We start from the raw sequence: 26,410 nt of genomic DNA, 5'->3' as shown, positions 1-26,410 counted from the left end.
TTAGGATTGTTATTTACATAAAAGTCATTTAAATTTAATTTCATCTATCTAAAGTCTGAATAGCCGTCTGCCGGTATAAATTCCACACCGACTAGCTTAGAATTTTTTATTTTTTCAACTAAACTTTTATGGAAAAAAACACACTTCAACCAACCAGGATCTATCACTATCTGTCTTCTATCTACTGGTATAGTCTGAATTAGTTTTTCATCTAATATAAGATTAAGAATACCACTAATCATCTCATCACCATTAGAATCCTTTCGGTACCTCTTGATCTTACTTTCAGATCTATCAATCAACTTAATCTCGTTGACAACTTGTAGCATAAGAAAATCATGTTCGCCTTTATCATGAAGTTTAATATCGACCCAATTAACCCCAAAAATGTTATTAAAATCTAATTTCGAAAATTCATTTTTCTTAATCGAGAAATTTGGCATTTCAAGTATATCTGGGATTTCATAATCATCTTGTGGAAGAAATTCGACTATCAAGGGAACAGGTGCTTTAGGGTAAGTAAAACTCGTTAAGGGCACGGAATCGATGTATTCATCTGGAAAACAATAAATTGGGGAATTGACACACTCTCTTGCAAAAAAATATTCACTCATTTTCCAACCTCAAGTTTTCTAGGTTTCATAGTCTTACCTTTTACATTCTTTATATTGTGTTTTTCTTCCGGTAGCTTGGAAGATCTACTTGGGCATGCGCTTCTTGATTTATTCTTGCTTTCTATATTACTCTCGCCTGCACAACCTATGTCACTTGCCGGAGAGTAATCATGACCAAAAGTCGAAATTGTATATAAAAAGCTATCTAAACACACTAAAACGTCTTCAGAGACGTCGTCTAAATCAGACTGAAAGTGCCTTTTATTCCCTGATTTGCAATAATAGCCTCTTCTTGCACTTTCTTTTACACCTTTAATATCTCGATTAACTGACTTTATATACTTTATATCATCCAGCCGCAACTTAGATGCTACGGGGTCAGGAACCTTTGTTACCGGAATTGATGTAAGTTCACCACTTTCAAGATCTGAACTTGTTTCCCAAAACTGTTCTTGCTCGGTCTTGAAGTCCAAACCTCCACCATGGCCAGACTTATGGACGTGTGTATTGACTTGACAAGCGATATCCGTTTTGGAAGGGAACATTACCCCATTTTTCCAGGTGTTTATATCATACTCATATGCTTCTCTGTATTTTTTCCACTCTGGAGTATCTAAGTTTTTAGTTGTTATGATGTGGTGAGCCTGAAGTCCGAACTGTCCGTCATCCCCCTTCAAACGTCCATCCGCCCATAAATGTTCATTGAAGCCCGACTTATAGTGCTTAGATTTAATTGCTTTTGCTAAAGCAGGCCCTGAACCTTTTATAAGACTATGTGTTTTTGCAGTTGAGTTTTTAGCCATGATGGTATTGACCCCTAATAAGCATCACATTTTTCTGGTTTTTTCTTACAAACGGGACAGACAAAGTCTTTTTTATCTTTGTCCTCATTTGCCTTCGCAGAACTCTTTCCTGACTGTGCAGACTCGCCAGTATTATGTTTTACTTTTGCTGGGTAAGTTTTCTCACTCTTACCTAAAATTCGAGCAAAAAGGTCATCAAACTCGCCCATCGCTTCTTTAAGCTTATCCGGTACCATCTTATCGATGATTTTTACCTCATCCGCTAATTTCAAGAAATACGTACCGAGCTCATCTGCACCCATTCTGTTTGCGTATGAAGCCAACTCAGTTGCCACTTCAATGCAAGGTTTTAGAACATCGCTAACAATCTGGCTGGTCTGTTTTGCATAATCCATCCAATCTAACGTGCGTAGGAATTTTTCTGGATCGCCTTTACCCATGCCTCTTAAAACAGCAAGCAAAGTATCTTTTGATGTTCCTTTACCGCCTTTTAACGCAACTTTACAAGTGCCTTTGACTGCACTACCAAATGTCGGGACACAACCGATAAGCGTTAATGAAAGAGCTAGCCAGTTTTCCGACTTTTCACGTTCTTCCTCATTCAACAACGTCATAATGTTCGCTGATAAATCGCGGACATCTGCTGCTTGATCGACAACAGGGATCATGGTCAGGGCCGTATTGGCAATGATCTGTTCTACGGAGGCATCATCGTTAAAGTCACCAAGAATAACGCCCCAAACCCAGCTTGCAGCACCAGACATTCTCTTCCACGCATTCTCCCAGAAACCGACTTCTCCACGCTTAGCTTCTTCAATAATTAGCTGCGCGTTTGCACTTGGATCAAAGTTCGGGTTAGTCTTGGTTGGAACATTTGGCATAAAATCGCGACTGTCCTCACCATACTCTATGGCAAACTCACCCGGAGCAACACCACCAACCGATGCTTTACCGTTGTTGTCTAATGTTCCTTCAAATACGGCGCCAGATTGATCTGTGAGAGTGTAAGTTGCGCCTTGAACGGGTTCGCCGTCTGAGTAAGAGAGGTACAAATCAACCGTATACGTCCCTTCCTGCTCTTCAGTCACAGAAACCGATGGGTTTTGTGCGCCACCCAAACACATAGTGTTGGCTTTGTTCATGGTCATTTGATCGGACAGACGACATACGCCCTTACCTTCAAATTTAACCGTTGGTGAGGCTGAAATGAATTTTGCTTCGGCTTCTATCGTGCCTGAGGCAACGCCTTTTCTGTCACCGCCCGCATCGCCGGTACTTTTTGAGAACGTACTGCCCTTGATAGCGACACTGTTACCGCCATCCATAGAGACTGTCGTAGTCCCACCAGCAAGGTCTGCTGATTTAGCATTGTTGCCATAAGGGATAGGGACGACTGGCTTGCCGACCTTAGTTAAACAAACATCTGGGAGCGTTGCATTCGCTTCACCACCTGAGCCTTTATGAACTATCGAAAGTCCATTCGCACCAACTGTTACGCCCATAACCAATCCATTTGAATTTTATTGATTGAATGATAAAAGAGATCGCAAACTGCAATCTCTCTAAATAACTAGTGAATTTCACTAAAAGACCAGTGATATTCACAATAAGCCCTAAAACTGGCAGAAGATCTCATTTTAGATCTCTGGTTATCTATACATTTCAAGCAGTTGCTGAAATTTTAAGTCTATGACGATGTAGGTTGCCGCATACATAAGCGCAAACGTCATCGCACTAAGACTCAAGATCAGCTTGGGTGAAATTACCCTTTTTAACGGCTTCTTTAGGTATTTAGCTTTAAGGTTGATTAAAGAAACTTTTTCTTGTTCTGCTAGGCGGTCATCTCGCACTAATCGATAAATGGTGCTGCCAATTTCCGCTAACTTTTCATTACCACGCTCTTCACGGCCGTACTTGCCTTGGAAACCAAGTTGAAGCAATAAATAGAGAAACTCTATAACGTGACGGTATTTGCGAGGGTCGGCTTTTAAGCGGTCGAGAATAACGAAAAACTTGTCACCACCAGATGTTTCGTTATGGAATTCAGACAGTAAGCTGTTCTGGCTCCAGTGACTATTTGCCCCCCACTCTTGCCGACAAACAGATTCATCAATCGCCGCACACAAGCAGTAACGAATAACAAGAACCGAAGCACGATCGAGCTCCATTTCATTAAGTTTTCGTTCACCTTTTCGAATCTCACGTGCCACTTGTTCACGAAATGGCATCGGGTCATCAAGCCAAGGGATCGAAGACATACAAGACAGACTAGCGATCAACCATGAGAACTGGTCCACTAGCGGGTTAATACCCATGTTATCGATAGATAGATCTTGTACTGCGATGTTTCTCGACAAGTCAGGCGCTGGCATTACCTCCATTGGTTTGCCAGGCTCTGGTTGGAATAAGACTACGGTGACGTCGGTTTCTGCGTAACTCATAGACGAACGGCCCAAAGTTGCAATGATAAGTTAGCGAAATCGCCCGCAACGTGAATCGCAATCGCAGCAGTGTTCTTCAATGCCATCCACTCTTCGCCCGTTTTATCGAGCTCGAAATAGGTGTAGCCAGCGTGATACGGCAGCGCGCGTGGCACAACTGGCATTGGTTTGATCTCAATCCCAGGCAGTTGAAGGTTAATCAAGTCACGTATGTTATCGATAGAACCGATCTTCGTTTGGCTGACAAACTGGGTATGCAGAACATCCAAGGTCACGTCGGCTTTAACTGCGAGGATAAAGGTTGTCGTATCAATGATCTTATTGTCAGGGATTGCTGCCGTTCTGATGCCATAGTTCTGATCTTTTAAGGTCAGTGGAATTGCTCTTTGCTCAGACATCACGCTCAATGTCATTTTTGCACTGTCTAGGACACGAGAAAGACAGCTAGTAAGATCACCATGATTGTACTTCGTAAACTCAATAGGTCGGCGTGTCGTTGAGCACAGCGTCGAAAGCTCACCTTCTGCCTGAAGAAGAATTCGATACAAAGACTCAGGATGCACAGCTTCTGTGCTTGCGAAATGCCAAAACAAGGGTTCGTATCGGTTGAGCGCTTGCAATAGCATAAAGTCAGAAACCGATGATACGCCTTGTTGATCCACCACCCCTAATCGCTGAACTATCGATTCCGCGCGATGCTTCAACATAGAAGCAAACTCGGTCGCAAATTTACTCAGTACTGTCGACGCATGAATATCGATACAGGTAGGAATGAAACTATCATCTAAGATCACGCTGCCATCAGGCTTCACTTCTGAGATCTTTAAGATCGGAACAGACGTATAAGCACTCTTATCTTCATGATCGTACATTAAGCAAAAGTTAAGCTTACCGACGACGATATTTGCCATGTCTTCCGAATCATAACAAGCGTCAACCGCTTCTTGAGATTCCATCGTATAGCGCGCACCGTCTTTTTTGGTACCAAACAACTCAGAACGTTCCGATGGTAACGGACAGCACAAATAAACGACTTTATCGGCAATCGAAGGATCTACATCTTTCACTTCAGGCAGCTCGGCAAGCAACGGAAGCTCAAATGGTGTCCGGTCTTGTAAAATACCTTCAGCACGAGTAATACCGATTTTACCCAGTGCTAGTAACTGAGAGTTGATTTCTAAACGTTTAACTCCCCAATGCAAAGGCGATGCATTGGCACTCAGTAGGCTCGATAGTTTACTTTGCGAACGATCGAGTTGTTGAAAATGCTGCGGCTTCATGAACATTCCATCTTGCCAAACAACTGGATTGTATAAAGACATGTTTCTATCCCTTAAAAGTAAACCTGTTCAATGCCGCGAGTGTTATCAGAAATTAACTCACTGCCCTCTAACTTGAGCTTGATGTAGTACTCGCTCTTCTCTTCAATAACTTCCACTTTTCGCCATGACGAACCATCAATATCACGAAAAGCCACTGAAAAACCGACGGCACGAGTGTCAGGGTCTAGCGTTAGCATTTCATGAACTTTTCCACCTGGCTGTATTTGATATTCGTAACGTTTGATGTACTCATCACCCAACGACGCTTTATCGCTCTCAAACAAGGCAAAGAAATCTAAGCTTCGGAACAATACTGGCGAACTTAATTCGTGAAGACGGAGAATAACTGGAGATGACTGGCCCCCATTTCTTACATTGAGTACAGGTGATGCCTCAATAACCAATTCAATCGACGAAGTTTCTGGTGTGATACCAGTGGACTCTTTAAATTGATCCCACATGGAACAACCGGACAACATGGCAAATCCGAGTAATACGGCGATACTACGCATGGTTTCCCTTAATCACTTTGTTATAGTTTTTCTTAATCAGCCCTTTTAAGGATGTTTCATTAAGCAGGCGACGATTATTAGTGTAGAAATCTAGGTATTCGGTCCACAGCTTTGACTTAGTTGAGAACAAAGACTGGCTAGTGACCCTGTTAGCAAATGCTACGGGATCGTTCGTTTCTGACTGTTCTAAAATGAGCTCATTCAGTGCTTTGTTAAACATAACTTGGTGGTCGTTCAGCTCATCGAGCATTTGTTCAACCAGTTCATTTGGAGCCAGTAATTGCTGACTATTCAAAGTGAGCATTAGCTCTGCAATGTTCGAGTTAGCCTCACTCGCACTCTGCTCATCTTTTAACGATTCCACTTCGTGCAACTCTTTCTGTAGGTTATCAATACATAAACGCAAGCAAGTGCCCATTTGCTTGAATAACTGCGCCTCGTTTGTCATCAACTCTGAGTTTCGAATACCCAAACCATCAAAAAACGCTTGCGCTATATCTTGAGAGCAAACGGCCGCATCAGTATCGACTTGTGCTTTCGTCGTACTGTTTATCGCGTGCTCTGCCGTAGGTATTTGAAGTTGCTGATTAGTGTTAGGAGAAGGCGTAAAAGATTGGGTCATCTCTTCCCATTTTGACCCTGTGTTAGCCTGCTCTACGACCATCTCAGTAACATTAGGCGTACGATGTTGTCTTTGAATCGTGCTATCTGGGGCTACTGTGCCAGGTTGCATCACCTCAGCTGAGGCAATATCGGCTCTATGTGCCTTACCGCTTTCTGGCGCTAATGCATCATTGACTGATGCGTTACTCTTGGTTTCCGCAGCCATCCAGTCTTCAGGGATTAGGCTTGGCTGATCGAATTCGGAATATATACTGAAACTGTCATCGACCACCTGACGCGTGCTTTCCACGGTTCTAGGTTGTTCAGATTCTGTACGCTCATTATCACGAATTAAGTAATCGTCATCTCGCTGCATCGAAAAGTTAAGGTGAGCAACAGGATCATGACAATCAATGTCATCCTGTTTAGTCTCCATAAACAAATCTTCTAAGGCACCGACTTTTTCTTCCTCTTCGACAACCGCATCTCCTAGACTAACCAGAGGATCGCTAGATACTCGCTCAGGAGCAATATCAGCGGCGATGTCTAGTGTTGAGGTAACGTGCTCAAGAGAAACACCAATCTCATATTGCCCTAAAGAAATGATGTCGCCATCAACTATCGCAACGGGTTGATTTTTTAGTATTTTATTCCCATTTACCATTGTGCCATTAGTTGATACGTCACTTATATAGTAGGTATCTCCATACACGCTGAGCAAACAATGAGTGCCCGATATAAAGCGGTTGTGATCGGCTAAAGACACGCTACAGCTTGGGGAACGACCTATCGAACCACCACTTTCAGGCATTTCAATATGCTTTGCACCGGTGTATTCCTCTGGACACTTTGAGATAAATAAAACTAGCTGATTTGAGTACATTTACGAACCTCAAAAGAGCAAAGAAACTGATAGTTCAAGCCCACCAATTCCATCATTTACAACCGGAAGGATATAAGAGGCCTGCGGGATAATTTGTATATGGGCGTCAGGATTACTGCCTAACTTTATAGCAGTACCAAGGGTCATAACCGCACCTAACTCAAACTGGTCGATGTCTTCAACACTCTCATAACGATAGCCCTCTTGGTCTACTTGCCAGCGATTAGAATATTGCGAGTAACCGACAGACAAGCCCGCACCAACGTATGGCGTGAAAACACTCCAAGAAGTCAACGCATATTGAGGAACAACACGAAGTTCATAGTTCGTCGCTTCTTGATATAAGCCGTTTGCTGGCGCTTCAATATCTTCTGCTAGATAGTTTAGCCCTAACCACCAACGCCAACGGTTATTGTTTTCATCAATAGGACGAGTATGAACCAAGCCGAACCTAAGCGTATCCTGCTCACCACTTTTACCTTCATCGTATTTAATGCTATCGATAGTCAACATACTGGTAGAGAGTCCATATCGCTCCCCTTTTGCCATTGCAACAGAAGAAAATAGACACATGGCTGAAATCAGCCCAATTTGACTTGGTTTTAGCATTTCGTCCCTCTAGGAAAACCGATATTCTACTTAGAGGCGAAAGATATCAATTATATTCTCTTTTTCAATAAGCCTAAAAAAACACCTATAATTTAATACATTTCAACTATCAGGTTGGTTGTTTTACCTACAAACAAAAACTAAAGAACCGACTACAGATTAAGTGACGAGACAGTAAATCTTTCTATTTAAATAGAAGTAACAGAATTTGATTGCTAATTGAACAAAACGTAATCTCCGATAACAATTTAGTTACTTTTTAATCAACGTTCTTATCTTCATATATAAGTTTCTTCTTATAAATAGACTTAACTATTGATATTAATATTATGAACAAAGATCACACTAAAAGTAATTTAATTTCTTTTAATGAATTTTTATTATCTAATCCGCTTATTTTGTCTATAGAATTGCGGCAGATGTGCACTGCTTATAATTTAATATAACAGTAGTGAAATCCTATATAACTTAATACTTCTATATGATCAGTTGGAACTTTCCTTATGTTTTTTACCGACTTCGCTCGAAGACCAATCGATGAAAATAACCCAAGCGGCTCTAATCCTAATGGTTCTGAGGATTTTGACGAAATTAAACGTCAAATAAACAACCTGAATAAAGTCACAGGGAGAGTCTCGTGGAAAACGGTTCAAACACTCTCAAAAAAGATCTTGAGTACCCAAGCGAAAGACCTACGTTGTTGCTGTTACTTTACCGTTGCGTCAACCTATAACGACGGCTTAAGAGGCCTTGTTGAAGGGTTAAACTCAATACTTGATGTGTGTGTCGTATATTGGTTCAACGCGTATCCAGAGCATTCAAAGTCAAAGGCACGAATGAGCGCTATTGAATGGATGGTAGAGCATACTGAAAAACGAATTAATAAGCATCGGGCGTTACCAGAAGAGCTTCCATTGATAGAGGCAGCACATCAATTATGCTTGAGGATTGAGGAAGAGCTTCGTCTTCATTACGGTATTGAAGCGCCGTCATTAGGTCGCATTCGCCGTATTTTGAATCAATGGATTGAGCAGATAAAAGAACAACAAATTGCGGCTGAGTTACGCGAGAAAAAACAAGCCAACACTAGCGCTCCTGCAGCAACGCAGAAGGCACCTGAAATTAAAGTGAATGTGTCTCCCTCTCCCGCACCGGTGTCATCACCCAACCTAAATAGCCAAGAGAAAGCATCACCGGCAAAGTCTGGTCGATTTATGATCTACTTCGTTATTGGTTTGATTGTTACTGCGATATGTTCACATTTCATGTACGAGCAACAACGTTATCGAACATTGGAGCAAAAAATTAATCAAGCTTCACTTAATGAACTTGTAAATTTGGTCGCCTCGTTAGATTACGAAAATAAAAAATATGCTCAGTCATTGAAAACGCAGGCCATTAATCGTGTCGATATTATGATGAATAACTGGTTTTTAGACTCGGCAAAAGTAAGTAACGTCAGCGAGCTCGATAGCTTGACCAATGAATTAATCGCAATCTATCCGGATTCGTCTTCTGCACAGCAGCTACGTCAAAACTTTTTGACACAGAGCGCCCATTTAGAAGACCAGTTTATGGATGTTTATAAGCGATTCTCAGACGCAAGAACGGTGTTTGCCAACGTAGCTAGACAGAATGTAGATAAGAACTCTGAAAAGGCGTACGAATACAGTAACTCGTTATTCCCGCTTTTAGGTCGTATTGAATACGCTGAAAAGTATTCACAGCAAAAGGAAATTGACCGCGCAACCCTTTTACTGAACATCTACCTATATAAATTGAGTCAGCTACAAGCTGAAAAAACTGACAATAAATAACAATACAATTAAAGAAGTTTTAGGCTTATGTTCAAACAAAAACTGTTTAAAAATCCAGTGGTGATTTCTACTATATTGATGTTTTTAGTGGTTGCAATTATCACCACTATTTATCTGCTTTTTCTTGACGAAATCGATCAACTTTATCTTTGGCTGACCCTTGGTGCTATCGCCATTGTTTACGTCACTTTTCAATTCACATTATGGTTGAAGAAAAAGAACAACGCTAAAGCTCAACATTTGGAAACCGAGGAAGAAGCACTTTCTATGGTTATCCAGCCTCTTCTTGCTAACTCAGGCAAGAAACCAATTTACCTGATGCTTGGTAATAAAGGGTCAGGGCGACGTCAATTTTTATTTAATTCTAGTGCAATTAAACCGATGGATCGCACTAGAACCGCTAAGAATGACTTTTTTGAATGGTACGAATCTGACAGCGCTGTGTACATCAAACCAGACCAACGCTTAGTGTTCCAGGAAGTATCAAGCAGTGATGCTTCTTTATGGAATACGTTCATTGAAGAAGTTATTCATCATCGACCTCGAAAGCCATTTTCTGGGTGTCTATTCTTCACCGATTTCGAGTTCATGATCGTCTCTGAGCCAGAGCAAAAAGAGTACACCATTTCGTCGTTATTGGCGCGCTTGAGTACCATCAACTCTAAAACGTCTTCAGCATTGCCAATCTATTTGATTATGTCAAAGCTAGACAAGTTAGACGGCTTTAAAGAATACATGCACTTTAGCTCTCTCAAGACACGTGTTGAGTTCCTCTCTATCCCACTAAAAGAAGCCAAAGGTGTATTTGTAGAGTACTACCGCGATAGCTATCGAAATCTAGTGAGAGTGCTTGAAAGTAATGCGCTAGATGCATCCGCTAATTCAACGGACATTGATGAGAAACAAGCAATACTCGCTTTCCCTAAGCAGTTTGAGCTATGTCAGTCTGAAGTCAGCTATGTGCTTGAGCGTCTATGTGATGTTAACAACGGTGTCTATTCACTAGACATCCGTGAGATTTTCTTTAGTTCGAGTCTGCAAGGCGGTCGCAAGTACAATTTACTTGCAAAAAGTTGTAGTAATTACTTCAACTTACCTATTATCGCGTCAGAGCATACTCAGTTAACAGAAACGCCTTATTTCTCTCGCTTTCTGATTGATTCACAAATATTGCCGGAAAGCGACTTTGCGGGCGAAAACAAGACGTATCTTCGTCTAATTCAGAGACAAAGCCGTTTGGCAATACTCGGCTCTATTATCCTGCTTACTGGGGGCAGTTACTTCTTTTTCACGACATTAGACAGTAACTTACATGTGATGAATCAACTCTTGAGTATCGATGACAAATCACAAGTGGAGCAAGATGCAAGATTCGATGAGCTTTTAGCGAAGGCGACGAAAGCAATAGAGCCTTCTTATGGGGCGTGGCTTAAAGGTTCTAAGGCTTTGGATGAAGAGATATTACCACTCAACATTAGCCGTTTGGATCAAAGCACTCGCATCGCTTACGAAGCATTACTTAAGGACGTTGCTCAACAGTTGATACCTCTCATTGAGAAAGGTTACCGTCTACAACTGACACAAAATCAAAACACTTTTACACGCGCTTTACCTCTATTGAAGGGGTATCTAATGCTAAACGATCCAACAAAGCGTGATATCCGTTTTTTGCGTCATCAAACTCTCCAAATGATGAACGACTTGAGCAACCAAAATGACGTCGTCAATCAGGCGATGCGCTATTTGGACGCTTACTTTCGCACACAGTTTGATCCAATTGATATCAATATGGATCTTGTTCGCGCAACACGTCGCTCATTGCTAGCAAATTCGAATGTTGATCTCGTTTATGCAGGCATTTTAAACGAAGCAAATTCGATTGATTTAGGAACCCTAGATCTGCAACGAGCTGTGGGTTTTGAGTTTAGCAATGTGTTCAACACACCAATCGATAGCGAACGCTTGATCGTAGATAAGATCTATACCTCCACTGGTTTTAGCACTTTTTATCGACCACGCGTGGACCTAATGTCACAACAAGTCATCAGTGACAACTGGGTTTTAGGTCTGTCACAACACGTTATTCCTACTAGTGAAGAACAAGAAGCCTTCAAAGAGGAAGTACGTAAAAAATATACTGACGACTACATCAGTAATTGGCGCAATGCGCTGAGTGAACTAAAAGTCCAGAACTATGACAATGTCGGCGATCTAACGAACGCGATAGACTTAATCTCGGGCCCTTCTTCACCAATGACAACCGTACTGAAGCAGGTCTATGCCAACACACAATTTTCACCCGTTGGTGAAAAAAATGCTCTGATTTCAAAGCTAGACCCGAAACTCGTGGCAGCGGCAGACTCCGCATCAGACGCAGTAGAGGAAGTAGTTAAGCCTGATTACTTGTTGATGAAACGTGTTGAACAAGCTTTTCACTTATTAAACCAACTTCAGGTCAGTGAAACACCAAACTCCCCTACTCCTTGGGATGAGACCGTAACAGCGCTAAGCCGTGTTCGCACGTATATGAAAGACATTGCTGATGCACCTGACCCGCAAATGGCGGCGCTAGCGGCAGCTCAGCATCGAATGAACAGCAGTGAAGCTGACCCATTAATCAAACTTAAACAGATTGCCCAAAAATCACCGGAACCCGTTCGTAGCTGGTTGTTAGATGTGGTTCAACAAAGCTGGTCAGTCATGATTAAAGAGTCCGCTAAAGGCATTCAAACCCAATGGTACAGCGAGATTTACACCAAGTTTAAAGAGATAGGGCTGGGACGATACCCATTTGATCTAACAGCGACCGAGGAAATCTCAATTGAAGATTTTGAATTACTGTTTGCTTCAGGTGGCTTGTTAGACACATTTATTCAGAAAAATTTTGCACCGTTCTACGATACCAATTTGTGGACGCCAAAACAGGTGGATGGCGAGACGATGCCAATCTCTCCGGCTCTGTTAGTGCAACTGCGTAACTATAACGTTATTCGAGACACATTAATTAATAAAAGCACTAACCGCGTTCATATTCCGTTTAGTGCAAGAGTACTCGATCTTGATTCTAGTGCGATTAGAGCGAGCTTAAAAATTGCAGATACCAATATAAGTTACTACCACGGTCCAAGCCGCATTCGTGAAATGGCATGGCCACCGCAAAATGGTGACTTCAATATTAGTATCACACTCCAGGATGTAACCGATGAAGGCAGACAGCACGTTTTAAATAAGAGTGGTCAATGGGCGATATACAGATTGCTAGGTGACTCGACCTTGACAAACACTCATAACGGCAGCTTTGTCAGTGACATAAAAGTGTCAGGGAGGGACTTGAGCTTACGCATCACTCCGTTGACACAGAAAAACCCATTCACTCTTGCTGAGCTGTATAACTTTACGCTCCCAGAGTCGATTTAATAACAATATAAAAACAAAATAGGCAGAACACATGATTTCAAACATGACTTTACAAGGTTTAGATAAATTAGATCGAAAAATACTTTCAAGTCTATTATCGAATGGGCGAGAGTCGATTGCGAATCTATCCCGAAACATTGGTTTGTCTCGAACAGCAGTAGCAGAAAGAATTAATCGTTTAGAAAAGACCGGTATTATCAAAGGCTATACCGCACAGATTCGTGTAGAAAATGAAGGGCGAAAAGCCGCTAGTTATCTACTGATCTCTTGTGAAAAGGGTAAGAAGAATGATGTAACGAATGCACTTAAAGAAATCCCTGAGGTTCGCTTAACGAGCGTTGTTGGTGGCAACTTTGATATTATTGCCCTAATTGAAGCGCCCGACCTGCAGTCTATTCATCATCTTTGTAATGAAATTGAATCATTTAACGGCATTCAAAGGCTTGATACTACCGTTGTACTGCATCAGCCGATCAGTCGTTAAGCTTTTCTGACCTCTTTGAGGAAAACATAAAGGGCCGCTCGTTGAGCGGCTTTCTTATATGCTTCCGATAAGTCGAATTTTGGCGTCTTTATCACCTGGGTTGCCAAGCCAGAAGGTTTGACCTAGTTGGTTCCCTTCTCCATTACCCAGTTTGTTTTCTGGAATACTGTCTAAGTTAACTGTCAACTTTAGGTCCCACGACATTGGGTCACGCAGAATAAAGCGCATCAAGCCCACCAGCGTCTTATGTAACTCACCATCGTAGGAAAACTGCTTAAACGTTTCAAAATCGATGTTGTCGATACACAAGTTAAACTTGCCGTTCAAATCCGCAATGCTTTGTCCCAAGTGTAAGCTTTGCCCCAATACACAATTGGAGCGGTTGAGTTTGTTGCGTTGGCTTTCTGCAATCTCGACCCGCCGATAAACCCATTCTTCGATTCGCACATTCGGCAGTGAAAAGTAGTGTGAAACAATACCGGAAATAAGCTTAGGTGAACGTGTACGCGTAGATAACTGGTTCACGTAAGACAGAACTTTCGCTCGATCTAACTCCGCGACTTCGCAATCTTGCATAACGCTAGAGAGACCAGCCAAATGCAGTATGCGCCCAGAAAACGCATCGCTTGCCCCGCTTTTGTACTGCACGTGATATCGGTATTTCTTCCAAACACGATACAGTAAGCTTGTATAGCGGTTGTGGAAAAAGTCGAAGAAATCCTTCACTGGGTTATCATCGGGATCACGACCGACGAGTTTCTCAGTGTAAGACGCAGGTAGGGGCGAGCTTGAACCATGCAAGCCAAGAAAGTTCGTCTCAATACGTGAATATTGCTGTCCGTTTCTTTCCATATGAGTAATAAAGTCCATATCACTCTTTGGAAAGCACAGGTTTGGCGACACGCTGAACTCAATTCGCTCTTGGTGAAAGTATTTGTTCTCGCCCACGGCAACAAAATTTGAGTTTGGCTCCAGCTGGTAGTGTTTCTCTAACAGCAACACCGCTTGGTAGAAACTAAACTCATTCGACTTATCAGAAAGTGTGTTAATCATAGTATCGTCTGCTGCCCGATTAGGCTTGCCCAGTTGTAAACCTCGCCCGTCGCTTCATCGAACACCTCTAGTTCGGTAAAGGAGTTCACACTCGAATACAAACGGATAAATTCATTCAATACCGTGGCCATAAGGAACATATCGCCTTCATTTACGAAGAACTTAGAGTCCGTCACGAGCTTGAATTGGTTACCACGCACAGATACACCACGAAATACGCGATCGATTGGTTTCATCTCTGAAGAAATAATGCCATCAAGTCGATGAATCGACGCGCGGTGGGCTTGTCTATCGACTCGAGAGTGGAAATCATAAGTCGAGAGCAACACTTTCAACACATCGATATTGGCCAAAGACAAGTAGTTGAGCGACATGTTGGCAATCAACTGCCATTGAAGCTCACCATTAACCTGAGGACTTACTGACTGTGTTGGCTTAGTAATGTTTTTAAACGTCGCATACGTTGGCGATTTGTGCGTCGCGTACGTGATGTCTCCTACTGACAGGCGCTCCGCTAAGTCCGCGTTACTGCATTGCAGTTTCATCAATACTGTTTCAGTCCCTAAATCCGCGATGTCGCCATTGTGAGTATGGAATGAGATATAGCGCTCTAACCCTCTTCCGCTTACTCGCTCGCCCACTTTGGATTTGTAGAACTCTCGCTTATCACGCTGGTTGATTTGGTGCTCAAACGATTCAAATTCAATCAGTGGTTTTCGGCGACGCTCGTCTTTACTCCAGCTCTCCACTTGCTCAATGGAATAAACCTCGTAATGCTCCTGAGTGTTACTTTGTGGACGCACCTTGTACTCGTTTCGTCGATGCTCTAAACGGATTGGATCGCCGTCTTTTTCAAACAAGTTGACGGCAGGTGTGCAGTGCAACCTTAAGTGTTTATCTTTAAGCACCACTTCTGAAGGCAAAGCACGCTTAAAGTGGAATTTGATTTTGACCGTACTGCGTTGGGGAATGCCTTTTAACCACTCTAAACCCTTGATGTCGAAGAACATGAACTTATCTGGCAAAGAGAAGAATTCTTGCAGCAAGCGGTAACCTGCGAAGGAGTTTTTACTGTAAGGCAGCAGCGCTTCGTCTTCTTCATGCCCCACTGGCTTAACGTATTCTGGCCCTAGGCGGTGTTTGTAGCCACCACCAACATCTAGCTCGACGTAATCTAGATAACGGAACAGCCATAAGAAGACAGTGCGAGTAATATGAATCTCACCATGCAGGTGCAATCGCAGCGTGTCTAAACCTATCCGAGACAGCTCAAGGCCATGCTCCGTCGATAACGTCACATCAATCATCGAACTGGTGCGGCTGTTAGTTTGTTCAATGTTAGTAATCGTAATTGGGTATAGATTGACGTCATAACAAGTACGGAACAAACACTGCGTGCCTTCTACCTGCTCGCTGGCCATTTCCGCACCACGTTTCACCACGGTTTTCTCAGTAACACTTCCGGTATGCGGTTTTAGTTCGCTAATGCACAAAGACGGGATCGAACGCATGTAATGTGGCCACAGCAAAGTCATCAGAGATTGCGTTAGCTCAGGAAGTTCATCGTCAATCTTTTCGCGGATGCGTCCGGTCAAAAAAGCAAAACCTTCCAGCAATCGTTCGACATCTGGATCAAAAGTTCCTTCAGAGAGAAAGTGAGTTAACTTCGGATGATATTTGGCAAACTCACTACCCGACTCGCGTAAATACGTGAGTTCATCTTGAAAGTATTTACTGTTACTCAAGTGGCACCTACTAAACGTTAAATTGGCCGTCGGTTCCCATGTAGACATCGATCGACATTGGGACTTTACCGCCGTTATGGGAAACTTCGCCGCGAATACCAAAGCCGAGTTGTAATGGATTATGGTGGTCTTCACGGTAATGAACCTCGACATTAAGCAGTCGGGGCTCAAAGCGCTCTATGGTTGACGTGATGTTTTTTTGAATATGGCGAACGAGGTTTGTGTTGTTAGAAAGTACGTCGTTAAAATCTGGCAGACCATACTCATTGTCGATCATTGCGTTGCCGGAGTGCGTATTCAACAAGTCAGCGAGATGCGAGTGAATGGATTCAATCAAATGCTTATGAGACACCACTTTCTCGTAGCAGTTTTTTGGTTCTCCTAGCTCGATCCGCTCTAAAAGACGGTAACCTTTTTCCATATGCGGTCCTACGAAAAAAGCAGCCAGTCTTCACTGGCTGCTTGATGGTTTCAGTAATGGGTTATTGGTCTAGCTTACCAACTAGAGACAAGTCGAAGCTGGCGCCCATGTACTTGAAGTGAGGACGTACAGACATCGATACTTTGTACCAGCCTGGATCGCCTTCTACGTCTGATACTTCAACCTTCGCAGCGCGAAGTGGGCGGCGACCACGAACTTCCGCTGGCGGGTTCTCCTGGTCAGAAACGTATTGACGAATCCACTTGTTCAATTCGATTTCTAGGTCAGAACGCTCTTTCCAAGAACCAATTTGCTCACGCTGTAGCACTTTGATGTAGTGCGCTAAACGGTTGATAATGAACATGTAAGGAAGCTGAGTACCTAGCTTGTAATTCATCTCGGCTTGTTTGCCTTCCGGCGTGTTCGCAAACACTTTTGGTTTTTGAACAGAGTTTGCAGAGAAGAACGCCGCGTTGTCAGAACCTTTACGCATGGTTAGCGCAATGAAGCCTTCTTCCGCTAGCTCGTACTCACGACGGTCAGAAACCAGGATCTCGGTTGGGATCTTAGTCTCGATTTGACCCATAGCTTCAAAGTTGTAAACCGGTAGATCTTGTACAGTACCACCGCTTTGAGGGCCAATAATGTTCGGACACCAACGGTACTTAGCAAATGATTCACTGATCTTAGACGCCATCGCGTACGCTGAGTTACCCCATAGGTAGTTATCATGGCTGTCTGTCACTTGCTCATCGTAGTCAAACGCCTTAATTGGGTTGTCTTCAACAGAGTAAGGCGTACGTAGCATAAAGCGAGATGTACATAGACCTAGGTAACGTGCATCTTCGTGCTCACGCAGACCACGCCATTTCGCGTACTGTGGACCTTCAAATACAGACTTCAGATCTTTTAGGTTTGGCAGCTCTTCGTAGCTGTCTAGGCCAAAGAATTTAGCCGATGCAGACGTGATGAATGGTGCGTGAGACATTGCACCTACGTTAGCCATGTATTCCATCAATTTGATGTCAGGCGACGAAGCTGACATAGCGTAATCACAAATGACGGCGCCAACAGGTTTACCACCGAACTGCCCGTATTCACGTGTGTAGATTTGCTTGTACAGGCCAGACTTCACCACCTCTGGAGCGTCTTCGAAGTCATCAAGAACTTCGTCTTTCTTCGCAGAGATCAGTTCGATTTGAATGTTCTCGCGGAAGTCAGTGTGATCAACCAGGTACTTAAGGCCACGCCACGTTGATTCAATCGCTTGAACTTCTTCGTTATGAAGAATTGCATCAACTTGCTTAGACAATTTTTGGTCGATTTCAGAGATCATCAGATCAACCAGAGATTGGTCGACTTTCTCTGTGTTCGAACTGCTTAGTAGCTCACTGATGAATGCTTCTACGCCGCGTTTTGCAACGTCAAAACCTTCATCACTTGGCTTTAAACGTGTTTCGTTAAGAATGCTATCCAGAAGTGAGCCTGATTCAACTAAGGCTGCTTCTTGTTCTGGCGCTTGTGCTTCTGCAGACATGATATCCCTTACTCTTCTTTCGCGTCTTGGTCGTTGCCAATGCTTAGTTCATCCAACAGTTTCTTTCTCGCTTCTTCATCTTGAAGAACCGATGCGATCTTCTTACGGAACGCAGGAACGTTTCCTAGAGGACCTTTAAGTGCAACCAAGGCTTCGCGAAGCTCAAGTAGGCTGTTTAGTTCAGGTACACTTTTCGCGATCGCTTCAGGAGAGAAGTCCTTCATGTTTTGGAAGGTCAGATCAACACCAATCTGGCCGCCTTCTTCATCAGAAAGACGGTTTTCAACGTTGACTTTAACGTTTGGAGACATGCCCTCTAGCACTTCGTTAAAGTTGTCTTTGTCGATGTTAATTGGAGTACGTTCTTCAATTGGTGTCTCATCTGCACGCGCAGTAAAGTCGCCAACTACCATCATGCTTAGCGGCAGCTCTACGTCTTCTTGCGTATCGCCAGTTGCTGGAACATAACGGATATTAATTCGCTCTTTAGGAGCCACCGAGCCGTCACGTGACATAATTCGTTCCTTATCTAACTCTTTAATTAGTCGTAAATTGCTTTCCACTCTTCATACTTCTCAGGTAGAAGATCCTTGCTTCCAAATAACCGATGGAGTGTTTTTCGAATTAGGTCTTCTAACTGTGACGATAAGTGGGGTTCCCAGCTCGCGAGATTAAACGCTTTTTGTACTTCCCACCCCTTCTCAAGATACGGCAAACACAACGGGTATAATCCAACAGACTGGTAAGCTGCTATCAATTGCAAATACAGCATGAACTGCCCACGTCCCGAGCTATCCAGCTCAAGTTTGCGGGCAAGCTCTGCGGCACATTCCCCTAGATTTTCTAGAGTGATATCCTCCATTGGCAGCGAGTCTTCCTGCGAAATCACAACCGTTTGAACAACGGGTTGAGAAGTCGAAGAAGTAGTATCTTGAGTCGATAACCAGCTCAAGGTCGCTTCATCTGCAAATGGTATAGAATTCTTAAATGAGAGGTGCTCGATGCCCTCTAGCGATTCAACAAAACGCGTCACTTCTTGTTTCACAGCAAGCGCTGCATCATCAAAGCCCAAGTTATTAAGCATCGAATACACGAAGTAATGGCCCGTCAGCCAAAACGGCGCATCCGTTAATGTGCGCTCCAAACGCTTAATGGTGTCGATGTCGCTTTCTTGGTCAGCTTTATCTCGGTATTCCGCTTGTTGATCGGACGACACTGCCAAGCTCAAAGGCGTTTGATTATTTTGGTGGTCGGGTAGACCATCAATGTCATCCCAAGTCAGATGACGATAAATCCGGTAAGCCAGCGGATCACTTGGGTTCGCATGAAGCATGACTTCCGCAACCTTCTTCAAGGTGCGCTTAGAAGCCGTCGGCGAAGAGAAGTCCGTATCGACATCGACTTCTTTTACTACCGCTTTCTTAACTGGCGCAGGTTTAGGGGCCGGCGGAACCGCCTTCACCGGTGCGGTTTGCACTTCACTCTGCGCTGGCGTTTCTTCGGCAGCAGGCTGCGTAGCTGGTGCAGGCGCCGCTTGTTCGACGTTAACGACTGCATCATCGCTCTGCTCATCAGCCACCGCTTGTTGAGATAAGACATTGAGTTGAGTGCGAATCTCAAAGAAATCCGCTTCTGAGTCTTGGTAAACCTCGTCGTACTGGCGCTGCACTTCTTCAATAGTCGAAATGCAGTTTGATACCAAATCCCATGACTGAGCGCTTTTCGCTAACTTGCTGCTGACCAGTTTAAACTGATGGTTCAACCATTCGACCGCGCCATCTCGACCCCGCTTTCGCGAAGGATACAATTCAACGCCAAAGCGACTTAACGCCTCACTAAGCAGCTTTAGACCTTGTTCAAAGCCTTGCAGACCAAACTCTTCTGTTAGCGCGCGAACGAGGTAACAAATGGCTTTTAAGTCTTTACTGTGGTGCTCTAGAACTTCAGTCGCGTGCGTTTTTACCACGCTCCAATCTACTGTTTCGCCAAACAAGGAACCGAATTTCTTCACTTCGGACTCCATCATTTCATAGCAAAACTCGTAACGGGCATCGTTTCCCACTGGAGATTCATCAGAAATAGGATTAAGCAGACGATCGATATCAATGTTGGACAAAATTCACGTCTCCTTCAGTCAAGTAATCTCTCAACGCACGCGCTACCGCAATTGCGCCATTTGCTGGCTTAGATAATCGATGGCTCTGCTCAATCGCATCCGACGCCATGCTATCTAGAATTTTCGTGATTTCTGTAAATTTACTTGGTGCATTCCGTTCTAAATCGGCAAGGGATTCATGTAGCTTTTGTTTGTCGTAAACGGATTGCTCCATCACGGTGCTAAACAAAATAAATTCGCTTCTTGCGACGATTAAATCCTTTATTTTTTTGTCTAGTTCTGGCGTATTACCGAAGTAGGCTTTGGCTAATTCGGCTTCTTCAATTGCTTTGGTGTAAAAGTGCGCCTCTGCATGTTTATCGATGGAGTCATTAATATTTTCCATCACAGCCTTTGGTAAGATTTGGTTGTAAAAATAGGCTTGTGACTGGTTTAACAACCATGCCTCTTTCATTTCATTTTCTGCGAGCTTAGCTTCACCATCTAAAATTAAGCGAGCAATCTGCTTATCTCGACTGCCAGCTATGGCAGATACTTTCATGGAATCGATAGACGCGACATTTAACCCAGACATCACTTTAGTCAACGCCTCATCCGCATATGGAAACAGAGCACCGTCACGAACAAGGGTTTCTCGCAAGGTGACAAGCTCCTTACGTAATTCGACTAATGCCATTGGTAAGCCATCCGCTAACGATTGATACGACGTTAACTGAGCCTGTTTTTCTTCATATAAATTCGAGAGGCTTAACTGCTGAGCTTGATATGCTGTTCGATAAGCTTCTGTCATATCAATACTCTGAGTAGCTTGAGACAATTCTTCTTTGATTTTCCATGGAGGCTGAGCCAAAAAAGAAGCCGTTTCAGAGGGCGTAATAACGTGAGTTACAGTAGTGACACCTCGGGAAAAAATGGCATCCAATTGATCTTTATTCTGTTGATACAAATAACTTCCTGCTGTTGCCAGCACACTCAACACTAAGCTCGCCTCTAATATTTTAAAGCGACCATACGCCGTTTTATCATTTGGCTTACAGTGTGTAAGCAGCAAGTCCGCGTTACGCAAGCTACTGAAAATTGGTGCGTTAGAATTTGAGCTAATTGATTGCGTATCGATTCGCGCTAACTGTTGAGCAAAAGAAATAGCGGTATAGCCATGCCCTCTTGGTTTGTTGATGACTTCTTTCAGCAATTTCCAAATATGAGCCGGGATCAAAGCCGGACGCTTTCGATCTTTTAACTGCTTATTCCAAGCATCACCAAATATTGATCCTAAAAATAGGTGTCCAGCGAGCAAAGCGAGAGAGTAAACATCATCTTGCGGTTCCGCGATGCCAGTTTCTATATAAAGAGGGGAAGCGTAGCTCAAGCTTGCTTCTGCGTAAGGTTCTGTCTCTCCAATGTAACGAGCAGCGCCGAAATCAATGAGCTTAACGTAATCGCCTTCACTCACTAATACGTTAGATGGTTTAATATCAAGATGGCAGATACCTCTTGTATGCATAAACTCTAGAGCGCCAGCGAGTTGATACACCAACCAAGCGATGTGGTCGTGGCGGAAGCCTTTAGAAGAATGACGCTCCATTTTTTCTGCCAGTGATTCACCTTGGATCCACTCGTACATCAAATATGGGCGTTCGAATTCGTTGCCGATTTTTACAAAGTTAGCCACGCTAGGGTGTTGAGAAAGCTCCAGCCTGCTCGCTTCGTTAATCAACATTTTGCTCGCAAATTCTGGCGAGTCATCATTGATAACTTTGCAACAGATTTGCTTCTCTGGCTGCCCTTTTTTTGCAAGATGGTAAACCGTTGTCTTACCATTTTTAGAAGGAAGCTTGTCTAATACATCAAACTGTGAAAAAAGCACGTACTCAAGCTTCGGCTTATTTTTTTCTGCTAGCCTTTGCTCATTCAGTTTCTTTTTCTCAATAGCTTTAACAACCAACTGATCGATATATCCTTTGGCTGTACTCTGATTATTAGACACTTAGTACTCTTTCATAGAATAAATATTATTAGAGTTGAATAATATTTTCTTGAACGTACTTGTATCAAGGTTGGTATTTAAAACAAACAGTAAGCCTATTATTTTAGTTATTATTACTAACTTATTAGACCTTTTTACTTACGCTTTCACTGCATGAGTTATACGCTTTTTCGTGTTACAAACTTCAACCTAATAATATGAGTATATTTTCATTGCCATTTGATCGATGAGTGCCCACTAACATTGCAGTAATTGGAGAACTCCTTTGTCACCATGAAAGTCGAACATTAACAACGTAGTTGGTTGCTTAAAGTGGTGCTCTCTGACCGCAAAGGCAATTAAAGCGAGAGAAGAACAACTGCCCATTGTGCCCCACAACTCATTGATAAGCTGCGGTTGTTCTGGGTTCGTGAATCGTTCTGCTTTCGCCCCCAGAGCAAAGCCGTAATCTTCCGAATGCATGCGCAGGTTCGTCATATCGGAATACACTTCACCAAATGAATCGAGCTTTTTAGTCGCACGTTGAACAAGTCGAAACATGCCTCTTCGGTCTGAAGTGTTTAATTCCGTATCAATGTAGCCAAGCTGCGCTTGAGGCTTAAGTTTCAATGTTTCTACGGTGTTTTTTCGACAAAGAATTAAACCCGCCCCACCCTCGCTCGGAATAACGCCCCATGGATTATTGGTACTCATTACCATCGCATCGTCGATGAGTGTTTGCATCGAACTCACCAAGGAATCGACACTGATACACATCATAGCATCATATTTATCCAATGATTTCATGGCCTGGAGAACGAAACTAGGCCCACTGGCATGAACAGCATTCACCACAGAGAGAAATTCAGCATAGTTACTTTCACCAAGCCATTCTTGCACCTTTACTAGAGAAACAGACACAGGCACCGCTATAAGCAAAGGTATTGGTCTCAATGAACGTGGTAACTGCGCTAACAATGAATCAAGCAAGTGGGTGATTAACTCACACGTTTTTTCAAACTGCTCACTTTCTTTGGTGTATTCGATTTTGGCGTAAGTAAAACGCTCGATACCATCATCCCCTACACATTGGTCGAATCTTCCTAAATCAGCATACGAAACTGCACTAGCAATATCTAAATTCATACCGGTTGGCGTCATCACTTCCATCCCTAGCACGTAACGGCCTGTTGAATTATGCATGCTCGCTTACCTCTTCCAACTTAGTGATGGATGTCGACACCAACAAATGCTCCTTGCCCTGACAAGGAAACGCAGCGGTGTAACTGATTGATATAGTTTTCTTTTCCGCATCAACGAATAAGGTGTACATCGCCATATCAGCTTGATAACTTTGATCTTTGAACGTCGCGATCGCACGGTATTTTTCTTTAGGAATTCGAAATGAAAGCGTGTCATCATGACAAAAACCACTCATCATCAAACGCTCCCCCCCACGAAGGAAGCCTTTGCACTGTTGATCAATAGGCGCGCTTTGGAAGAACCGCTTATCAAAATCGAGTGGCAACATTGGCTTGCGATTCTCAATCCAATCGTCATCGAACGTGCCGGCCAGCTTCTGGCGCGACTCAAAGAACGGAGGCACAGGCCCGAACCCCGCAACGCGTAGCTTTTTCGCGGCGGCACTCCAGTCCTCTCGGGGATAAAAAATCGAGGGTACTTTCTGTTCAAGCAATTCTTTGTTGGAGTCGGCAACCCCACCACCTATTCGGTTACGTAAATCACCGCCTACCGCGCAAGTGTAATCAATGTCTTTTTCAATAAATGGGACTGGATTGCTCAGCGTGATACTGCCAGCATGCTCAACCCATACGCGTTCCCCGTGAATAGCGAGAATCTTATCGATATGACCATCAATCAACACGCGACACTCTTGGTATGTCACTGGCTTTTTCGCGTAACTGCGCGCTTTGCCGTAAACAAGTACATCTGTGTTGTCTTTGGTATACGCGAACTCGTGGTCAACTTTCATCGCAGAGAAGCCTTCTTCGCCCAAATATTGGGGATCATCGAAGATTTCACTTTCACCTAATTCGTGCCAAACCACACCATCGAATTGCCATGTGCGTTTGGCGACCACAACCCACACTTCATCGCCGTTTTCGTCACGTTGAAAACGACCTTTAAGTGATAGCTCAGGGTGCGCCTCAATATCCCATAACTGCATTGCTATTCCTTAAGTTGAATCGTTCGCTCGCAGAAGGTGCGGCCTTTAAATTGTTAAAGTTCCAGTCTTGTTGATGAATCGGCATTGCCATATCCCAAGGCACGTAGGCTCTGGATTGAATACAGATTTGGCGCCATAGCCAGTCGCGGAACAGCACATCAACGTTAGAATCTTGCATCGCAGCTAACGTAGACTCGAAGCTCAATGCGTAACCCAAGCGGCTTGGTAGATTTTGGATATATTTTTCATCTTCCACCCACTCATTGAGCAGATCGACGATCTCTTCCCATTCATACTCGACACCAACATCTTGCGGAGTCAGAGGAAGAAGCTTTCCGTAGACGACATACAAGGCTTGAAGCCAAATTTCACCTTCAGCTTCCTCCAGACTTTCCAAGTGCTCGATGATTTGGGGCACCAGTTTCCAATCACCACTCAGCGCAAAATCAACAGGTGCTAATGAAGAAGAGATATCAAACGCCTCAAACTCTTTTAACTCAAGCAACTTGGCGTAAGTGAGCACTTGCGCTGATGGTAATCTATTTGGTTCGATGCCAAAGCACTGACGGAACCAAGTGCCTCTGTCACGTTTGGTAATCAAACGTTCAAATAGATATTGTTCGCTGCCTGCATTGTCATTAAGCCAATCAATCCCCTCTTTTACGTCTTGTAAAACGAGCAGTGGCAAAGCAACTTGAGAGCTAATGATGCTGGCTTTGTGCCAGCGCTTGATGAGAGAAACACTTAATGTTTGACGTACACGTAAGCATTCAAAGTAAAACGCACTGGATGTCGCATTGCCCTCAATAAGCTCCGAAAGCGTGCTATCCATAGATTCAACCGGAGATTGTACGGCAATGACCATTGCGGTTTTAGCGTCAATATCTTCGAGTAAACTCAATCCGCACAAAAGGTTATCCAACTCTGAGCCCAACTCGCCCTGTAGCATCAGCCAGCTGTAGATTTCTGGCTCCTGGCCTCTTAACTGATGAATCAACCCCGGTGCTAGCCGATAAAACGACAAGTACACCTGCTTCAGTTCTTCAATTTGGCGTTCGATCAGCTTGAGATACGCCAACTCACGACTTGGATAACCCCTTTTGTGAATTTGAACTCGCTGCCTGATTAAAAACCCGATACTTTCAGAAGCAATGGACAGCTTTTCATTACAGAAATCCAGCCATGTTACTGGCAACTGGGAAAGGTCATTCACAGCGCGATCAGCTTTTGCTAACGCGCCTTCGACTTCTTGATTGGTTATGGGTGCCTTTAGGTGCTCGACACCGATTCTTTGTCGCATCTAGTTATCCGTTATTAGCGTGCCATAACGCGATTGCAATTAGTTAATACAAAGTAATTAGCTAACTCGACGTAAATTAGCTAATGCTAGGTAATTAGTTAATTGCGATCGTTCCGCCTTGAATTTTTTGTGCTTTTTCTGCTTGAGAAGTGACGTACTTCGCTTTAGTGGTAATTCGTCCATCGCGCCCGCTATAGCGAGTTTCTGTCTCACCACTTTTGACTACCAACTCTTGTTCTGTCTCGATAACCATCTTCTTCGCTCGCAATACAAACTCGTCAGAGTCATCCAGAATGGAGAAGAAAATGTCCGTCACAAGAGGCAAGCTTAAGTCGTCGTTCAAAAATTCAACTCGACAACTTAATCGATTATCGATAGCCATTTGCAGCTCAGAACGACGAAAGCCACGTCCTAGTCTCGCAGTGAGTGGCTGCTTAAATGGGTTACCATCAAAATCAACTCGCACACTGCCCGTAGACTCATTGATAGCCACTATTCTTCCAAAACGCGAAAAGCAAGCCGTTGATTCGGCTTGCTGCTTTGATATTACTTCTGTTGTAAGAGGTTGTTTTTCCATTG

Annotated in this window: 22 protein-coding genes; 3 read left to right on the top strand and 19 right to left on the bottom strand. The window is 43.4% G+C overall.

Annotated features, from left to right (window positions below; genetic code table 11):
- Window positions 1-44: 44 nt before the first annotated feature.
- The 8 genes from R7E29_RS06960 to R7E29_RS06925 all read right to left on the bottom strand — a co-directional run bounded on the left by R7E29_RS06960 (window position 45) and on the right by R7E29_RS06925 (window position 7,787).
- A complete protein-coding gene (locus R7E29_RS06960) occupies window positions 45-614 on the bottom strand; it encodes a hypothetical protein (protein ID WP_053304698.1) in 570 nt (189 codons plus the stop codon).
- Complete coding sequence (locus tag R7E29_RS06955) at window positions 611-1,417, bottom strand: AHH domain-containing protein (RefSeq protein WP_017633750.1); 807 nt, start codon at window positions 1,415-1,417, stop codon at window positions 611-613. The genes R7E29_RS06960 and R7E29_RS06955 overlap by 4 nt, the downstream gene beginning before the upstream one ends.
- A gap of 14 nt (window positions 1,418-1,431) precedes the next feature.
- Window positions 1,432-2,919: a PAAR-like domain-containing protein gene (locus R7E29_RS06950; protein ID WP_081008329.1), complete on the bottom strand. Its 1,488-nt coding sequence runs from the start codon at window positions 2,917-2,919 to the stop codon at window positions 1,432-1,434.
- 147 nt (window positions 2,920-3,066) lie between these two features.
- Window positions 3,067-3,858 (bottom strand): type IVB secretion system protein IcmH/DotU, encoded by a 792-nt coding sequence (gene icmH, locus R7E29_RS06945; RefSeq protein ID WP_005373354.1) that lies wholly within the window; start codon window positions 3,856-3,858, stop codon window positions 3,067-3,069.
- On the bottom strand, window positions 3,855-5,180 hold the full coding sequence (tssK, locus tag R7E29_RS06940; protein ID WP_054576088.1) for a type VI secretion system baseplate subunit TssK: 1,326 nt from the start codon (window positions 5,178-5,180) through the stop codon (window positions 3,855-3,857). The genes icmH and tssK overlap by 4 nt, the downstream gene beginning before the upstream one ends.
- Before the next feature lie 11 nt (window positions 5,181-5,191).
- Window positions 5,192-5,692, bottom strand: coding sequence for a type VI secretion system lipoprotein TssJ (gene tssJ / locus R7E29_RS06935; protein WP_005386118.1), 501 nt, complete (start codon window positions 5,690-5,692; stop codon window positions 5,192-5,194).
- Window positions 5,685-7,178: a type VI secretion system-associated FHA domain protein gene (locus tag R7E29_RS06930; RefSeq protein ID WP_054576089.1), complete on the bottom strand. Its 1,494-nt coding sequence runs from the start codon at window positions 7,176-7,178 to the stop codon at window positions 5,685-5,687. The genes tssJ and R7E29_RS06930 overlap by 8 nt, the downstream gene beginning before the upstream one ends.
- A gap of 9 nt (window positions 7,179-7,187) precedes the next feature.
- Complete coding sequence (locus tag R7E29_RS06925; protein WP_054574680.1) at window positions 7,188-7,787, bottom strand: hypothetical protein; 600 nt, start codon at window positions 7,785-7,787, stop codon at window positions 7,188-7,190.
- A gap of 503 nt (window positions 7,788-8,290) precedes the next feature.
- Between R7E29_RS06925 and R7E29_RS06920 the strand changes: the two genes are divergently transcribed.
- Genes R7E29_RS06920 through R7E29_RS06910 form a run of 3 tightly spaced genes read left to right on the top strand, consistent with a single transcriptional unit; the run spans window position 8,291 to window position 13,505 of the window.
- The gene (locus R7E29_RS06920; protein WP_005386112.1) at window positions 8,291-9,604 is read left to right on the top strand and encodes a type VI secretion system ImpA family N-terminal domain-containing protein; all 1,314 of its coding nucleotides are present in this window, start codon (window positions 8,291-8,293) and stop codon (window positions 9,602-9,604) included.
- A 27-nt stretch (window positions 9,605-9,631) separates the two neighbouring features.
- Window positions 9,632-13,021 carry a type VI secretion system membrane subunit TssM gene (gene tssM, locus R7E29_RS06915; RefSeq protein WP_054576091.1) on the top strand — a complete coding sequence of 1,130 codons (3,390 nt, stop codon included), beginning with the start codon at window positions 9,632-9,634 and terminating at the stop codon, window positions 13,019-13,021.
- Between the two features lie 31 nt (window positions 13,022-13,052).
- Complete coding sequence (locus R7E29_RS06910) at window positions 13,053-13,505, top strand: Lrp/AsnC family transcriptional regulator (protein ID WP_005373369.1); 453 nt, start codon at window positions 13,053-13,055, stop codon at window positions 13,503-13,505.
- 54 nt (window positions 13,506-13,559) lie between these two features.
- On the opposite strand, the gene tssG is transcribed toward R7E29_RS06910, so the two are convergent.
- The 11 genes from tssG to R7E29_RS06855 all read right to left on the bottom strand — a co-directional run bounded on the left by tssG (window position 13,560) and on the right by R7E29_RS06855 (window position 26,408).
- On the bottom strand, window positions 13,560-14,558 hold the full coding sequence (gene tssG, locus R7E29_RS06905; protein WP_005373373.1) for a type VI secretion system baseplate subunit TssG: 999 nt from the start codon (window positions 14,556-14,558) through the stop codon (window positions 13,560-13,562).
- The gene (gene tssF, locus R7E29_RS06900) at window positions 14,555-16,303 is read right to left on the bottom strand and encodes a type VI secretion system baseplate subunit TssF (RefSeq protein WP_017633756.1); all 1,749 of its coding nucleotides are present in this window, start codon (window positions 16,301-16,303) and stop codon (window positions 14,555-14,557) included. The genes tssG and tssF overlap by 4 nt, the downstream gene beginning before the upstream one ends.
- Before the next feature lie 10 nt (window positions 16,304-16,313).
- Window positions 16,314-16,724, bottom strand: coding sequence for a type VI secretion system baseplate subunit TssE (tssE, locus tag R7E29_RS06895; protein ID WP_005373376.1), 411 nt, complete (start codon window positions 16,722-16,724; stop codon window positions 16,314-16,316).
- A 61-nt stretch (window positions 16,725-16,785) separates the two neighbouring features.
- Window positions 16,786-18,261, bottom strand: a complete 1,476-nt coding sequence (tssC, locus tag R7E29_RS06890; RefSeq protein WP_005373378.1) for a type VI secretion system contractile sheath large subunit — start codon at window positions 18,259-18,261, stop codon at window positions 16,786-16,788.
- A gap of 8 nt (window positions 18,262-18,269) precedes the next feature.
- Window positions 18,270-18,776 (bottom strand): type VI secretion system contractile sheath small subunit, encoded by a 507-nt coding sequence (tssB, locus tag R7E29_RS06885; RefSeq protein WP_005373381.1) that lies wholly within the window; start codon window positions 18,774-18,776, stop codon window positions 18,270-18,272.
- A gap of 26 nt (window positions 18,777-18,802) precedes the next feature.
- Window positions 18,803-20,377: a type VI secretion system protein TssA gene (gene tssA / locus R7E29_RS06880; protein ID WP_054576093.1), complete on the bottom strand. Its 1,575-nt coding sequence runs from the start codon at window positions 20,375-20,377 to the stop codon at window positions 18,803-18,805.
- Window positions 20,364-22,364: a serine/threonine protein kinase gene (locus tag R7E29_RS06875; protein ID WP_053349228.1), complete on the bottom strand. Its 2,001-nt coding sequence runs from the start codon at window positions 22,362-22,364 to the stop codon at window positions 20,364-20,366. Before R7E29_RS06875 ends, tssA begins: the two co-directional genes overlap by 14 nt.
- Window positions 22,365-22,601: 237 nt before the next feature.
- Window positions 22,602-23,546, bottom strand: a complete 945-nt coding sequence (locus tag R7E29_RS06870) for a hypothetical protein (RefSeq protein WP_213906666.1) — start codon at window positions 23,544-23,546, stop codon at window positions 22,602-22,604.
- Entirely contained in the window at window positions 23,539-24,531 is a 993-nt protein-coding gene (locus tag R7E29_RS06865) for a DUF2169 domain-containing protein (RefSeq protein WP_017633760.1), read from the bottom strand. Before R7E29_RS06865 ends, R7E29_RS06870 begins: the two co-directional genes overlap by 8 nt.
- Window positions 24,512-25,831, bottom strand: coding sequence for a hypothetical protein (locus R7E29_RS06860; protein WP_017633761.1), 1,320 nt, complete (start codon window positions 25,829-25,831; stop codon window positions 24,512-24,514). Before R7E29_RS06860 ends, R7E29_RS06865 begins: the two co-directional genes overlap by 20 nt.
- A gap of 94 nt (window positions 25,832-25,925) precedes the next feature.
- Window positions 25,926-26,408: a hypothetical protein gene (locus R7E29_RS06855; protein WP_017633762.1), complete on the bottom strand. Its 483-nt coding sequence runs from the start codon at window positions 26,406-26,408 to the stop codon at window positions 25,926-25,928.
- Between the last annotated feature and the right edge of the window lie 2 nt (window positions 26,409-26,410).

The organism is Vibrio sp. Vb1729 (assembly GCF_033338655.1).
Lineage (GTDB): Bacteria > Pseudomonadota > Gammaproteobacteria > Enterobacterales > Vibrionaceae > Vibrio > Vibrio alginolyticus.
This window is presented reverse-complemented; position numbering and strand designations above follow the sequence as displayed.

Excerpts from the sequence above, each read along its gene's own strand:
- R7E29_RS06960 (WP_053304698.1), bottom strand. The coding sequence starts at position 614 with ATGAGTGAATATTTTTTTGCAAGAGAGTGTGTCAATTCCCCAATTTAT.
- R7E29_RS06955 (WP_017633750.1), bottom strand. The coding sequence starts at position 1,417 with ATGGCTAAAAACTCAACTGCAAAAACACATAGTCTTATAAAAGGTTCA.
- R7E29_RS06950 (WP_081008329.1), bottom strand. The coding sequence starts at position 2,919 with ATGGGCGTAACAGTTGGTGCGAATGGACTTTCGATAGTTCATAAAGGC.
- icmH (WP_005373354.1), bottom strand. The coding sequence starts at position 3,858 with ATGAGTTACGCAGAAACCGACGTCACCGTAGTCTTATTCCAACCAGAG.
- tssK (WP_054576088.1), bottom strand. The coding sequence starts at position 5,180 with ATGTCTTTATACAATCCAGTTGTTTGGCAAGATGGAATGTTCATGAAG.
- tssJ (WP_005386118.1), bottom strand. The coding sequence starts at position 5,692 with ATGCGTAGTATCGCCGTATTACTCGGATTTGCCATGTTGTCCGGTTGT.
- R7E29_RS06930 (WP_054576089.1), bottom strand. The coding sequence starts at position 7,178 with ATGTACTCAAATCAGCTAGTTTTATTTATCTCAAAGTGTCCAGAGGAA.
- R7E29_RS06925 (WP_054574680.1), bottom strand. The coding sequence starts at position 7,787 with ATGCTAAAACCAAGTCAAATTGGGCTGATTTCAGCCATGTGTCTATTT.
- R7E29_RS06920 (WP_005386112.1), top strand. The coding sequence starts at position 8,291 with ATGTTTTTTACCGACTTCGCTCGAAGACCAATCGATGAAAATAACCCA.
- tssM (WP_054576091.1), top strand. The coding sequence starts at position 9,632 with ATGTTCAAACAAAAACTGTTTAAAAATCCAGTGGTGATTTCTACTATA.
- R7E29_RS06910 (WP_005373369.1), top strand. The coding sequence starts at position 13,053 with ATGATTTCAAACATGACTTTACAAGGTTTAGATAAATTAGATCGAAAA.
- tssG (WP_005373373.1), bottom strand. The coding sequence starts at position 14,558 with ATGATTAACACACTTTCTGATAAGTCGAATGAGTTTAGTTTCTACCAA.
- tssE (WP_005373376.1), bottom strand. The coding sequence starts at position 16,724 with ATGGAAAAAGGTTACCGTCTTTTAGAGCGGATCGAGCTAGGAGAACCA.
- tssC (WP_005373378.1), bottom strand. The coding sequence starts at position 18,261 with ATGTCTGCAGAAGCACAAGCGCCAGAACAAGAAGCAGCCTTAGTTGAA.
- tssB (WP_005373381.1), bottom strand. The coding sequence starts at position 18,776 with ATGTCACGTGACGGCTCGGTGGCTCCTAAAGAGCGAATTAATATCCGT.
- R7E29_RS06870 (WP_213906666.1), bottom strand. The coding sequence starts at position 23,546 with ATGCATAATTCAACAGGCCGTTACGTGCTAGGGATGGAAGTGATGACG.
- R7E29_RS06865 (WP_017633760.1), bottom strand. The coding sequence starts at position 24,531 with ATGCAGTTATGGGATATTGAGGCGCACCCTGAGCTATCACTTAAAGGT.
- R7E29_RS06860 (WP_017633761.1), bottom strand. The coding sequence starts at position 25,831 with ATGCGACAAAGAATCGGTGTCGAGCACCTAAAGGCACCCATAACCAAT.
- R7E29_RS06855 (WP_017633762.1), bottom strand. The coding sequence starts at position 26,408 with ATGGAAAAACAACCTCTTACAACAGAAGTAATATCAAAGCAGCAAGCC.